Origin of the sequence: Pedobacter ginsengisoli (genome assembly GCF_030244015.1) — a bacterium.
Taxonomy (GTDB): Bacteria; Bacteroidota; Bacteroidia; order Sphingobacteriales; family Sphingobacteriaceae; genus Pedobacter; species Pedobacter ginsengisoli.
Window position 1 is genome coordinate 90798 of record NZ_JASSYX010000004.1, and the last position, 13886, is coordinate 104683.

The following is a 13886-nucleotide window of genomic DNA, read 5'->3' on the forward strand; positions in this document are numbered from 1 at the left end:
ATGAGCCACCTTCCCGCTTTTGAATTTGGTTAAACTATTGCGTAATTTTGCAACTCAAATTAAATTATTTAAATATGTCATCAGTAGAGACAACTTACGTTCCTTACAAGGTTAAGGACATTTCACTGGCAGAATGGGGCCGCAAAGAGATCGGATTGGCAGAGGCAGAAATGCCCGGGCTGATGTCGTTACGTGAAGAATTCGGGCCATCGCAACCGCTAAAAGGCGCACGCATTGCAGGCTGCCTTCACATGACCATCCAGACTGCAGTTTTAATTGAAACATTGGTAGCGCTGGGTGCTGAAGTCACCTGGTCATCATGTAATATATTTTCAACGCAGGACCATGCGGCGGCTGCGATTGCAGCGGCGGGCATCCAGGTTTATGCCTGGAAAGGTCTTGACGAAGAAAGCTTTGACTGGTGTATCGAGCAAACTTTACATTTCGGTCCTGAGCGTCAGCCACTGAACATGATCCTTGATGATGGCGGTGACCTGACCAATATGGTATTTGACAGGTTCCCTGAACTGATTGCAGGTATCAAAGGTTTATCAGAAGAAACGACTACCGGTGTTCACCGTTTGTATGAGCGCATGAAAAACGGAACATTGCACTTGCCTGCGATCAACGTGAATGACTCTGTAACCAAATCTAAATTTGACAACAAATACGGTTGCCGTGAGTCATTGGTAGATGCGATCCGTCGCGCTACCGACATCATGATGGCCGGCAAAGTTGCTGTCGTTGCAGGTTACGGCGATGTAGGTAAAGGTTCTGCGGAGTCCCTAAGCTCGCAGGGCGTACGTGTGATCGTCTCTGAAATTGACCCGATATGTGCATTGCAGGCCGCGATGGAAGGTTATGAAGTGAAGAAATTTGCGACGGCTGTTTTAGAAGCTGATATTATCGTAACTACTACAGGTAACTGCGACATCGTTCGTGCAGCGCATTTTAAATCCATGAAAGATAAAGCGATCGTTTGTAACATCGGTCACTTTGATAACGAAATTGACGTAGCCTGGCTGAACAAAAACTACGGCGATACAAAAGTGGAGATCAAACCTCAGGTAGATAAATATACCATCGATGGCAAAGACATTATCTTATTGGCAGAAGGCCGTTTGGTAAACTTAGGCTGCGCAACTGGTCACCCGAGCTTTGTGATGTCTAACTCTTTTACCAACCAGACCTTGGCTCAGTTAGAACTTTGGACAAATACAGACAAGTATGAGAACAAAGTTTACGTACTGCCTAAATACCTGGATGAGAAAGTAGCACGTCTGCACCTGGCTAAGATCGGCGTGGAACTGGATGTTCTGGATCCGCACCAGGCTGAATATATTGGTGTTTCTGTGGAAGGGCCATTTAAGCCGGAGGCTTACAGATATTAATCTGATTCCTTCAGATGAGAAAGGGTGTTGCGCTTCGCAGCATCCTTTTTTTTTTGCAATTTTGTATCATGACAAAGCTTTCTGTAAACATCAATAAAATTGCAACCCTGCGCAACAGCCGCGGGGGCAACAACCCTGACCTGGTCAAAGTAGCGCTGGATTGCGAACGCTTTGGTGCCGAAGGAATTACGGTACATCCCAGACCGGACGAACGCCACATCAGGTACCAGGATGTTTACGACCTGAAAGCGGTCATCGCCACAGAATTTAATATTGAGGGCAACTGCAGAGAGCAAAAATTTGTAGACCTGGTACTGGCCAATAAACCGGCACAGGTTACTTTGGTGCCTGATGCGGAAGGCCAGATCACCTCAAACCATGGCTGGGATACCATAAAGCACAAGGACTACCTGAAAGAAATGGTTTCGCTGTTCCAATCGGCAGGCATAAGGGTATCCATTTTTGTTGATCCTGTTGTGGATATGGTAAAGGGGGCTGCCCTGAGCGGAACAGACAGGATTGAATTGTATACCGAGGCTTATGCGCACAATTATTACGACAACCGGGAAAAAGCGATTGTACCTTATATTGCTGCCGCGCATAAAGCCCGGGAGCTTGGTCTGGGCATCAATGCCGGGCATGACCTGGACCTGCACAACCTGAAATATTTCGCAAAAAGTATCCCCGGACTGCTGGAGGTCAGCATCGGTCACGCACTGATCAGCGACGCGCTTTACCTGGGATTGGAGAATACAATTCAACTATATTTGAAGCAGCTGAAGCATTAAATCCTTGTGGATTTTTATTACCTTTGCGCAACTTTTTATTCATAGATTTTCATGAGCTTGAACATTCATTACCAAGAAGACTTTAAAGACCGCCACATTGCACCCAATGACAAGGATACCAATGAGATGCTTAACACGCTGGGCCTCGGTTCCCTTGACGAACTGATCGAACAGACTGTTCCGCAAAAGATCAGGCTGAAACAGCCTTTGAACCTGCCTGAGGCAAAATCAGAAACGGATTACCTGAGCAGTTTAAAGCAGACGGCTTCTTTGAATAAAGTCTTTAAATCTTATTTGGGCCAGGGTTATTATGATACCATTACGCCAGGTGTGATCTTGCGTAATGTGATGGAAAACCCTGGATGGTATACCCAGTATACGCCTTACCAGGCAGAAATTGCACAGGGCCGTTTGCAGGCGCTGCTGAATTTCCAGACCATGGTGATCGATCTGACCGGTATGGAGATTGCAAATGCTTCATTGCTGGATGAGGGTACTGCTGCGGCGGAGGCTATGTTCATGCAATACAGCTTGCGTAAAAATGCCGGGGGCGATAAGTTTTTTGTATCGGAACTGCTGTTTCCGCAGACGATTGATATCCTGAAGACCCGTGCAAATCCATACGGTATTGAACTGGTCATCGGAGATCACCGTTCGGTGGCACTTAATGAAGAATTTTTTGGTGCGATCATTCAGTACCCGGCCGGAAACGGTGAAGTATTTGACTATACTGATTTTGCACAAAAAGCACATGAAAAAAATGTAAAAGTAACGGTAGTGGCTGACCTGCTGAGCTTAACCCTGCTAACGCCTCCGGGCGAATGGGGAGCAGACGTAGTGGTGGGAACTACACAGCGCTTTGGTGTGCCGATGGGTTTTGGCGGTCCTCACGCGGCTTTCTTTGCAACCAAAGATGAGTACAAACGTTCTATCCCCGGCAGGATTATCGGTGTGACCATTGACAGCAATAACAACTATGCATTGCGCATGGCGCTGCAGACCCGGGAACAGCACATCCGCAGGGACAAAGCGACTTCAAATATTTGTACTGCACAGGCTTTACTGGCGATTATGGCCGGTTTCTATGCAGTGTATCATGGACCTCGGGGTCTGAAACTGATCGCGGAGCGTACACATGGCCTGGCCATTACGCTGGCGCGTTCTCTGGAGAAAATAGGTTATAAGCTATCTGCTGATGCTTTTTTTGACACCATTCAGCTGGATCTCGGTGATCTTGTCAACGCGATACACAGCGAGTGCCTGAACAATGAGATCAATTTAAATTATAAAGGCAGCGTGGTGACCATCGCTTTGGATGAGACCACTTCTGCGGAAGATGTGAAATTACTGGTTAAGATCTTCGCAAAAGTAAAAGCGATAGCTGCTGATGCGGTGGAACTGGCCGATCAGGACATCACTACTGTAATACCTTCCGCCCTGCTGCGTACTTCGGCATATTTGAGCCATCCGGTATTTAATGCCCACCATTCTGAGCATGAAATGCTGCGCTACATCAAATCGCTGGAAGCAAAAGACCTGTCACTGTGCCACTCGATGATCGCTTTGGGTTCTTGTACCATGAAGCTGAACGCAACGACGGAAATGATTCCTGTGACCTGGCCTGAGTTTGGAAAGATCCATCCTTTTGCCCCTGCAGATCAGGTAACCGGTTATTATACGGTATTCAATGAACTGGATAAATGGCTGAGTGAGATCACAGGCTTTGCAGCCATGAGCTTACAGCCAAATGCGGGTGCTCAGGGTGAGTATGCTGGACTGATGGTCATCAGGGCCTATCACCAGGACCGCGGCGACCATCACCGCAACATTGCTTTGATCCCTTCATCTGCGCATGGTACCAATCCTGCTTCGGCCGCTATGGCCGGCATGAAGATCGTAGTGGTCAAATCTCTGGAGAACGGAAATATTGATGTGGATGACCTGAAGGCGAAAGCTGAGGAACATGCAGCTGATCTTTCCTGCCTGATGGTGACCTACCCTTCTACGCATGGTGTATTTGAAGAAAGCATTATTGACATTTGCAACATCATCCACGAGAACGGCGGACAGGTGTATATGGACGGTGCAAACATGAATGCACAGGTTGGCCTGACCAGTCCGGCCAATATTGGTGCTGACGTATGCCACCTGAACCTGCATAAAACTTTCTGTATCCCGCACGGCGGCGGCGGTCCCGGCATGGGTCCTATTGGTGTGGCCAGGCATTTGGTCCCTTACCTGCCGGGCCATGCGGTTGTCGACATTAATAACGAAAAATCAATTCACGCGGTATCTTCTGCTCCATGGGGATCAGCTTCTATTCTGATCATCTCGCATGCTTACATCGCGATGATGGGTGGGGAAGGCCTGACCAATGCGACCAAATATGCAATTCTGAACGCGAATTACATGAAGGCGCGTCTGGAAGCGCATTACCCTGTTTTATATTCCGGAGCTCAGGGCCGTTGTGCTCATGAAATGATCCTGGATTGCAGGAGCTTCAAAAACTTCGGGATTGAGGTGGTAGATATTGCGAAAAGACTAATGGATTACGGTTTCCACGCGCCTACGGTATCCTTCCCTGTCGCCGGAACACTGATGGTGGAGCCTACAGAGAGCGAGCCCAAACATGAGCTGGACCGTTTCTGTGACGCACTGATCGCGATCAGGAATGAGATCACTGCAGTGGAAAAAGGTGAGCTGGACAAAATAGATAATCCGCTGAAAAATGCACCGCATACAGCTACTGTTGTGACCGGTGATGACTGGAACCATGGTTATAGCAGGCAAACTGCGGCTTTCCCGCTTCCGTATGTGGCTGCCTATAAATTCTGGCCGTCTGTAGGCAGGGTGAACGATTCGTTTGGGGACAGGTCGCTGGTCTGTGCATGTCCGCCAATAGAAAGCTATGAGGAAAGTTACGCTTAAAGGCAATTCTTATCCTACATCAATTTAAATTACTAAACCAATTGTTAGATTTGGTGTCATAAAATATAACAGGCCGGGGAATGAACCCGGCCATTAAAATCTAGCATACTGTATTATGAAATTGAAAATCACATCATTTGCGCTGCTTCTTATTGCAGCAGTATCCTCGGCTTTTATCGCGCCGGCGTTCAAGGCAACGTCTTACAAGGTAGATCCTGCAAAATCATCCCTGACCTGGGTGGGTAAAAAACTGACCGGTGGTCATAACGGTACCATTGCCCTTCAGTCGGGAACGCTCCTGTTTGATGGTAAAAAACTGGCGGGTGGTAATTTTGCCATCAATATGGCTACGATCAAAGATGCGGAAGGAAACGCTAAACTTGAAGGCCACCTAAAGGCTGATGACTTTTTTGGTGTGGATAAGTTTGCCACTTCTTCCTTCGTGATCAAAAAAATCAGCCGCGGAACAGACAATACGGTAAATGTAACCGGGGATCTGACCATTAAAGGCATCACCAACGCCATTTCCTTTCCTGCGGCTGTTACCTGGAATGCCGATGGGTCTGTAACTGCAACGGCAACAAAAATAGTTGTAGACAGAACCAAATACGGCATCAAGTTCAGATCGAAAGGCGTGTTTCCTGATGTCGGTGATAAAATGATCTATGATGATTTTGAACTGGCGATTAAGCTGGTAGCAACGAAATAGCGTCAATGTAGCACATAACAAAAATGTTACCTGATTTATAGTTCCTGATCTTGAAAAGATTAGGAACTTTTTTTTGTGTATCTTACAACTTAAATGTTTAAACATTATATTTATTGTATACATTAGTTATTACCCTTAGCTATTGTTAGCATATATGACAGACATAAAGATTAACATGCTGGTTATTGACGATGATGAAATTAATGTTTTCATCATCAAAAAGATTGTTGAGAAAACCGGGTATGCTGTCAATATGGTCTCTAAAAATAACGGGCAGCTCGCGCTTGATTACCTGACGGCACTGGTCGGGAATAAGGAACCTTTTCCGCAGCTTATTCTGGTAGACATCAATATGCCCTTATTAAACGGCTGGGAGTTTTTGGAAGCCTATGAAAAGCTGAACATGCCGGAACAGACGCATATGTATATGGTATCGTCCTCAGTTTACGAAAACGATATTGAAAAAGCCAAATCTTATAAAACCATAAATGGCTTCATTTCCAAACCGCTTTCTATTGAACGCTTAACTGAACTTTTGAGGCTGATTACTCCCTAATGGTTTTTCCGCTGCTGATCAGCTGATCTTAAACTGGCCATCGTCATAGGTTATGAAGCCGGTAGCTTTTGATTTTGCGTGATAAAACAGGCAGTTCCAGTTTTCAGATGCAGCTTTTATTCCAAATTCTTCCCGCAGTTCCATGGCTTTACGGCCATCAAAGTCATACTTGGCAATAAATCTGCGCAGCAATTCCTCCGGCTCGGGAAGAACATCGCCACCGAAGAATACTTTGTCTGTACCGTCGTCGAGCAGAAACACCTGGTGATAAGGCGTGTGGGCACCTGTTAGCTCGTAACTGATCCCGTCTCTTAGCTGTCCTGACCCCTCTATAAACCTGAGTTGGGCATTGCGCTGTAAAAAATCAAAAATCCCGGTTTTGTAGGAAGAAGAGGGACTGGTAAACGCACTCTCCCACTCGCCCTGCTGGATCACATAAGTGGCATGGGGAAAACTCAGTTCCATACTGCCATCCTTTTGATGGATCATGCCTCCGGAATGGTCGAAATGTAAATGGGACATCAGGACAAGCTCTACATCGTCGGGGTTAAAGCCGGCCTTTCTGATGTTTTCATGCAGGATCAGGTGGCCTGCTTCGTTGCTGTAACCTAAACCGGTATCCAGCAAGATCAGGCTATCTTTCAACTGGACCAAAAAAGGCTGGATGTGGATAAACAATGAGGCCGGCCGGTCTTTGGGATTGTCCTTTTTGGGATCAAAAGGAATAAATTTTTTGTCTGCTGCTACCGAATAAGAACCTTCAAATAATGGGAAAACTTGCAATGCCTTAATATTAATTGGAAAAAAAGAATTTATGATATATTTACGATATCATTGCAAAGATAAGGAACCTTAATGAACTTATCACTTGTGAAGAGGGCATAAAAACGAACGAGAATCTGAATGGAAAAAAGATGGGTGCAGGCCGCAAAGGGCAATCAGGAAAGCGCAGATTTGCTTGCACAACAGTTGACTATAGACCAGAGCCTGGCTGAAATTTTAGTGCAGCGCGGCATAGATAACTTTGATAAGGCACGTGATTTTTTCAGGCCGCAAATGGCGCATTTGCATGATCCTTTCTTAATGAAAGACATGGATAAGGCGGTTTCAAGAATTGATGCGGCATTGCAGAATAGTGAAAAAATATTGGTTTACGGTGATTATGATGTAGATGGTACTACTTCTGTCGCACTGACCTATAGTTTTTTCAGCGGGTTTACTAAATCCATTGAATACTATATCCCCGACCGGCATAAAGAAGGTTACGGCATTTCCGTTGAGGGAATAGATTATGCTGCTGCAAATGGCTTTAAGCTGATCATTGCACTGGATTGCGGGATCAAATCAGTGGAGAAGGTTGCTTACGCCAATACACTGGGTGTTGATTTCATCATCTGTGACCATCACCTGCCGGGCGATGTACTGCCTGATGCCGCAGCAGTACTGGATCCGAAAAGGGCGGACTGCAATTATCCATTTAAAGAACTGGCCGGCTGCGGCATAGGGTTTAAACTGGCCCAGGCCTATTGTCAAAAACATGACCTGCCATCAGAAAAATACGAACAATATCTCGATCTGGTCATGGTAAGCATAGCTGCTGACATTGTGCCTGTTGAGGGAGAGAACCGGATACTGGCACATCACGGACTGGTCAAACTCAACAAAAAGCCTTGCACAGGGCTGAAAGCTTTGATGGAAACCTCAGGAAAGAACAAGGATTACACCCTTACAGATGTGGTATTTGTCCTGGCCCCGAGGATCAATGCGGCAGGAAGAATGGACCATGCCAGTCAGGCGGTAAAAATGCTGATCTGCGATGAAGACCTGATGGCCAGGGAGCAAAGTTCATTCATCAACCTGCAAAATACGGAGCGAAAAACTTCTGATCAGAACATGACTGCTGAGGCGCTTGCACTGATCGGGGAATGTGAAATCCTCATGGGAAAAAAAACAACTGTAGTCTATCATGAAAGCTGGAACAAAGGGGTGATAGGCATAGTGGCTTCGAGGCTGATCGAGAAATATTACCGGCCGACGGTGGTGCTCACTGCGTCAAACGGCCTGCTTACGGGGTCAGCAAGATCTGTTGCAGGTTTTGACCTTTATGAAGCCCTGCTGGCGTGCCAGGACCTGCTGGTTCAGTTTGGCGGCCACAAGTTTGCAGCCGGACTGACGCTGAAGCCGGAAAACATGGAGCTTTTCTCTGAAAGATTTGAAAATATCGTGGCCGCAACAATTACTGAGGAGTTACTGAGACCGGAGCTTGGGATAGATGCCGCAATCGAGTTCAGTCAGATTACCCCAAAATTTCAGCGTATCATTGCACAAATGGCTCCTTTCGGCCCGCATAATCTTGCACCGGTGTTTGTAACGGACAATGTATTCGTTGCAGCTAAACCGCAGGTTGTTGGTATAAAACATTTAAAATTGATGTTAAAACAACAAAATTCCATTATTTTTGAGGCTATTGGATTTGGACTCGCGGAATACGAAAGTCTTTTACAACCAAACGCGCCTTTTTCCGTTTGTTATACAGTGGAAGAAAATGTATGGAAAGACAAACGGAGTCTGCAACTAAATATTAAAGCCATTAAAACCAATATAACCGGATGATCTTAAGAGCCGAGAACCTCATTAAAAAATACAAGCAGCGTACCGTTGTGAATGACGTGTCCTTTAGTGTCAGCCAGGGTGAGATCGTGGGACTGCTTGGGCCTAACGGTGCGGGAAAGACGACTTCATTCTATATGATTGTAGGACTGATCAAACCCAATGAGGGCAGGATCTTTCTGGAGGATGAGGACATCACTACCGACCCGATGTACCGTCGTGCGCAAAAGGGCATTGGCTACCTGGCACAGGAGGCTTCAGTATTCAGGAAGCTTTCGGTCGAAGACAATATCATGGCAATCCTGGAAATGACCAATATGGGCAAAGAAGAGCGTCATGAAAAGCTGGAAGAACTGATTACCGAGTTTAGCCTGCATAAAGTACGAAAAAACCGGGGAGATCTGCTTTCAGGCGGTGAGCGCAGAAGAACAGAGATTGCCAGGGCACTGGCAGCGAGCCCTAACTTCATCCTGCTGGATGAACCTTTTGCAGGGGTAGACCCCATTGCGGTAGAGGAGATCCAGACCATTGTGGCCAAACTAAAGCAAAAGAACATCGGGATCCTGATTACGGATCATAATGTCCAGGAAACGCTTTCCATTACTGACCGGGCCTACCTGCTGTTTGAGGGGAAGATCCTGGAATCGGGTACTCCGGAGGTACTTGCCGCCAATGAAATGGTAAGAAGGGTATATCTCGGCGCCAACTTTGTGCTTCGCAGTAAAAATCTATAACCAATATCATCCAGCATGGCTATCGTAAATTCAATCTTTACCTGGTATATGAAAAAGCGCGTTCATCAGATCGAGCTTTTTATAAAATACCCGCATGATGTGCAGGAGGAATGGTTTCAAAAATTGATCTCCAGTGCGGAGGACACTGAATGGGGAGAAAAATATGACTACAGGACCATAGAAACACCGAAGCAGTTTAAGGAACGGGTCCCTTTACAAAATTACGATACGCTAAAACCCTATATTGAGCGCATGCTCAAAGGTGAGCAAAATATCCTCTGGTCTTCTGAGATCAAGTGGTTTGCCAAATCATCGGGCACGACCAGCGACCGGAGTAAATTTATACCGGTATCTGAAGAATCCCTGCAGGAATGCCACTTTAAGGGCGGTAAGGATATGCTGTCCATATTCTGTAACAACAGACCGGACAATGAAATATTTACCGGAAAAGGGCTGGTACTAGGTGGCAGTCACCAGATCAATCAGCTCAATGAGGATTCCTTTTGCGGTGACTTGTCTGCGGTGCTGATCAAAAACCTCCCAATGTGGGCGGAGTATTACAGAACACCGAACATTTCGATTGCCCTGATGGACAATTACGAAGAGAAGATGGAAAAAATGGCCGAGGCTACCATCAGGGAAAATGTGACCAATATCGCAGGGGTTCCTACCTGGACCATCGTACTTGCAAAAAAAGTTCTGGAAATAACGGGGAAGAAGAATCTGCTGGAGGTCTGGCCTAACCTCGAGCTTTATATCCATGGCGCGGTAAATTTTAAACCCTACAGGGAACAGTTCAAAGAGCTGATCCCCGGTAATGACATGTATTACCTGGAGACTTATAATGCTTCAGAAGGCTTCTTTGGTATACAGGACGAGGTGGATTCGGACGAAATGCTGCTGATGCTTGATTATGGAATTTACTACGAATTTCTGCCGATGGAGCATATTGACAGGGAAAATCCGGATACTTTATCGCTTGAACAGGTGGAGCTGCACAAGAACTATGCGATCATCATCAGTACCAATGGCGGATTGTGGCGGTATATGATCGGGGATACTGTTCAGTTCACCAGCCTCTCTCCTTACCGCATCCGCATTACGGGAAGAACGAAACATTTCATCAATGCTTTTGGTGAAGAAGTCATTATAGACAATGCGGAACAGGCCATCTGCAAGGCTTGCGATGCTACTGCAGCGGTATTTAAGGACTATACGGCCTGTCCTATTTATTTTAAAGGCCAGGAGGCGGGCGGACATGAATGGATCATTGAATTTGACCAGCAGCCCAATGATTTTGAACGTTTTGTGGATATACTGGACCAGACGCTCAGGGAGGTAAATTCTGACTATGATGCGAAACGTTTTAAGGATATGGCACTGAGACGGCCAAAAGTACACAATGCCCCGCCCGATACCTTTTACAACTGGCTAAAGTCCAAGGGAAAACTTGGTGGACAGCATAAAGTTCCGCGTTTGTCCAATGACCGGAGGTATGTGGAAGAAATTTTACCGTATTTATAGCAATTTGATTTTTTTTAGTTATATTTCAATTAGCTAATTCTTAATTGCTTATGAAAACCGTACAACAAATACTTAATGTCAAGCCTTTGCAGGTTTTTTCTGTTACAGAAGGTTCTTCTGTACTGGAAGCACTCCATTTAATGATGGAAAAGAACATTAGCGCTCTGCTGATCCTTGAGGAACAAAAGCTTCTTGGTATTTTTACGGAAAGGGATTATGCCCGCAAGATCATACTTCATGGCAAGTCTTCGGCGGACACTCCGGTGAAAGAAGTCATGACTGCTGATCCAATCACGGTCAAACCTACAGACAGTATAGATATGTGTATGGAAATCATGACCGAAAAGCACATCAGACATCTCCCGGTTGCGGATGGAGGTCAGCTGCTGGGCATGGTGTCTATCGGTGATGTAGTGAAATTTATCATCGCCGACCAGAAACAGACGATATCTCAGCTGGAAAGTTATATCAGCAGTTAGGCAAATTCATTTTTTTAAGATACCATATCGTCATTGCGAAGTACGAAGCAATCCCATGATGAGATTGCTTCGTGCCCTGCACTACCAGATCTTTACTCTTTTATCAGGAGCTAAATAAAGGGTGTCTGTTGCTTTTACATTAAATGCGGTATAGAATTCAGGAATATTTCTAACTACACCATTCACCCTGAATTTTGCAGGGGAATGCGGGTCTGTTCCGACCTGGTTCCTTAGGGCTTCTTCCCTGGCTTTGTTCAGCCATACTTGCCCCCAGCCTATAAACACGCGCTGTTCGCCTGTAAATCCGTCCATTACCGGGGCGGGTTTACCATTTAAGCTGGCCTTGTAAGCCTTTAAGGCGATACTAAGACCACCCAGGTCGCCAATGTTCTCACCAAGGGTAAAATCGCCGTTTACATTCAGATCCGGAAATACTTTAAAGCTGCTATACTGTGCGATCAAAGCATTGGTCCTTTTTTTGAATTCGCTCTGGTCTTTGGCGGTCCACCAGTTGCGCATTACGCCGTCGCCGTCAAAAGTACTGCCCTGATCGTCAAAGCCGTGACCAATCTCATGGCCAATTACCGCTCCGATACCTCCGTAGTTTACGGCATCTTCGGCTTCCATATTGAAGAAGGGCGGCTGTAAGATGGCTGCAGGAAATACAATCTCGTTCATTGTAGGGTTGTAATAGGCATTGACTGTTTGCGGGGTCATTCCCCATTCAGAACGGTCTACCGGTTTGCCCAGTTTGCTGATATTGCGTTTGTACTCGAAATCAGTGGCACGCTTGTTATTTCCGTAAAGGTCGTGCTTTATGATCTTAAGCGCGCCGTAATCTCTCCATTTATCCGGATAACCTATTTTAGGGGTGAATTTGGTGATTTTGATCAGTGCCTGTTTCTTGGTCTCCGGACTCATCCAGTCCAGTTCTTTGATGCTTGACTCGTATGCTTTCAGCAGGTTGCCCACCAGTTTCAGCATACGTTCTTTCGCCGCAGGCGGAAAATGTTTTTCTACGTAAAGTTTACCTACCATTTCTCCCAATGCGCCGTTGACCACATCAACTGCCCTGCGCCACTGAGGCCGCTGCTCGACAACACCGTATAATGTCTTTGCGTAAAAATCGAAGTTTTCTTTGTCCAGAGCTGAGGTTAAAGTGGTTGCCGCGCCGTGGACTACTCCCCATTTGAGATAGGTCTTCCAGACATCAAGCGGTGTATTTTTTAAAATGGCATTAAGGTCTTTGGTATAAGCCACCTGGCAAACGACAAGGCTGTCTTCTTTGTCCGCGCCTGCCTCGGCCAGCAAAGTCTTCCAATCGAAATCCGGCAGCAAAGTATTCAGATTTTTGACCGCATATTTGTTGTACAGTCCGGCCATATTCCTGGTTTCTTCTTTTTTCATATGTTTGGAAGCAAGTGAGGTTTCAAGCGCCATGATCTGCGCTGCTTTGGCTTTGGCATCCTCAATACCGGCTATGCTGAGCATGTGTTCTACGTGGGCTGCATACTTTGCTCTTATCGCAGCTGATTTCGCATCTTTCAGAAAATAGTATTCCCGGTCGGGCAGGCCTAAACCGCCCTGCCAGCTGTACAGCATATATTTTTTAGGATCTTTAAAATCTTCGAGTACACCTATACCAAAAGGTGCCAGGTTGCCCAGTTTGCCGGCATATGCAAAATAAGCGGCCAGGTCTTTTGCCGAGGCAATGGCATCTACTTTTTTAAATTCGTCATGAAGCGGCAGCAGACCTATGGAGTCGCGGACTTTAATATTCATGTAGGATTCGTAATAGTCACCGATCTTTTGCTCTTCAGAGCCGGTTTCCGGGCTGCCTTTAGCGGCGTTCTCGATCAGTGCCTTTACGTCTTCCTGTGCTTTGTCATTGACCATAGCGCCCACACCATAAGAAGATTTATCTGCGGGGATCTTGGTATTTTTCATCCAGGTGCCGTTCACATATTGTGTAAAGTCATTGCCGGGGATGGCCGTGGTATCCATATTTTTGAGTAAAATACCCGACTGCAGTTCATCGCTGCTTTGCGGGTTGTTGCAGGCACCTGCAACCAGCAATGCTGCTGCGAGTACGGGCAGCACCGTCATTCTCTTAGTTTTTGTCATGAATATAATGTTTTGTGTTACTCAAATTTAATAATTCATTTTT

General features: G+C 46.0%; 11 protein-coding genes. 9 read left to right on the forward strand and 2 right to left on the reverse strand.

The window, feature by feature from the left end:
* Positions 1–74: 74 nt before the first annotated feature.
* The 5 genes from ahcY (at position 75) to QEP08_RS17770 (ending at position 6372) form a co-directional block, all read left to right on the forward strand.
* Positions 75–1391, forward strand: coding sequence for an adenosylhomocysteinase (ahcY, locus tag QEP08_RS17750; protein ID WP_285059970.1), 1317 nt, complete (start codon positions 75–77; stop codon positions 1389–1391).
* Between the two features lie 68 nt (positions 1392–1459).
* Complete coding sequence (locus tag QEP08_RS17755; protein WP_285059971.1) at positions 1460–2179, forward strand: pyridoxine 5'-phosphate synthase; 720 nt, start codon at positions 1460–1462, stop codon at positions 2177–2179.
* Positions 2180–2230: 51 nt separating this feature from the next.
* Positions 2231–5107 carry an aminomethyl-transferring glycine dehydrogenase gene (gene gcvP / locus QEP08_RS17760; protein ID WP_285059972.1) on the forward strand — a complete coding sequence of 959 codons (2877 nt, stop codon included), beginning with the start codon at positions 2231–2233 and terminating at the stop codon, positions 5105–5107.
* A gap of 115 nt (positions 5108–5222) precedes the next feature.
* The gene (locus QEP08_RS17765) at positions 5223–5816 is read left to right on the forward strand and encodes a YceI family protein (RefSeq protein ID WP_285059973.1); all 594 of its coding nucleotides are present in this window, start codon (positions 5223–5225) and stop codon (positions 5814–5816) included.
* Positions 5817–5970: 154 nt separating this feature from the next.
* Positions 5971–6372, forward strand: a complete 402-nt coding sequence (locus tag QEP08_RS17770; protein WP_285059974.1) for a response regulator — start codon at positions 5971–5973, stop codon at positions 6370–6372.
* Positions 6373–6390: 18 nt separating this feature from the next.
* Here the strand turns inward: QEP08_RS17770 and QEP08_RS17775 are convergent, their stop codons facing one another.
* Positions 6391–7155 (reverse strand): MBL fold metallo-hydrolase, encoded by a 765-nt coding sequence (locus QEP08_RS17775; protein ID WP_285059975.1) that lies wholly within the window; start codon positions 7153–7155, stop codon positions 6391–6393.
* Positions 7156–7275: 120 nt separating this feature from the next.
* Between QEP08_RS17775 and recJ the strand changes: the two genes are divergently transcribed.
* The 4 genes from recJ to QEP08_RS17795 are packed head-to-tail and all read left to right on the forward strand — an operon-like array spanning position 7276 to position 11719.
* Positions 7276–8985 carry a single-stranded-DNA-specific exonuclease RecJ gene (gene recJ / locus QEP08_RS17780; protein WP_285059976.1) on the forward strand — a complete coding sequence of 570 codons (1710 nt, stop codon included), beginning with the start codon at positions 7276–7278 and terminating at the stop codon, positions 8983–8985.
* Positions 8982–9716, forward strand: a complete 735-nt coding sequence (gene lptB, locus QEP08_RS17785) for an LPS export ABC transporter ATP-binding protein (protein ID WP_285059977.1) — start codon at positions 8982–8984, stop codon at positions 9714–9716. The genes recJ and lptB overlap by 4 nt, the downstream gene beginning before the upstream one ends.
* 15 nt (positions 9717–9731) lie before the next feature.
* The gene (locus QEP08_RS17790) at positions 9732–11240 is read left to right on the forward strand and encodes a GH3 auxin-responsive promoter family protein (RefSeq protein ID WP_285059978.1); all 1509 of its coding nucleotides are present in this window, start codon (positions 9732–9734) and stop codon (positions 11238–11240) included.
* 50 nt (positions 11241–11290) lie between these two features.
* Entirely contained in the window at positions 11291–11719 is a 429-nt protein-coding gene (locus tag QEP08_RS17795) for a CBS domain-containing protein (RefSeq protein WP_285059979.1), read from the forward strand.
* An 81-nt stretch (positions 11720–11800) separates the two neighbouring features.
* Here the strand turns inward: QEP08_RS17795 and QEP08_RS17800 are convergent, their stop codons facing one another.
* On the reverse strand, positions 11801–13843 hold the full coding sequence (locus tag QEP08_RS17800) for a M13 family metallopeptidase (protein ID WP_285059980.1): 2043 nt from the start codon (positions 13841–13843) through the stop codon (positions 11801–11803).
* Between the last annotated feature and the right edge of the window lie 43 nt (positions 13844–13886).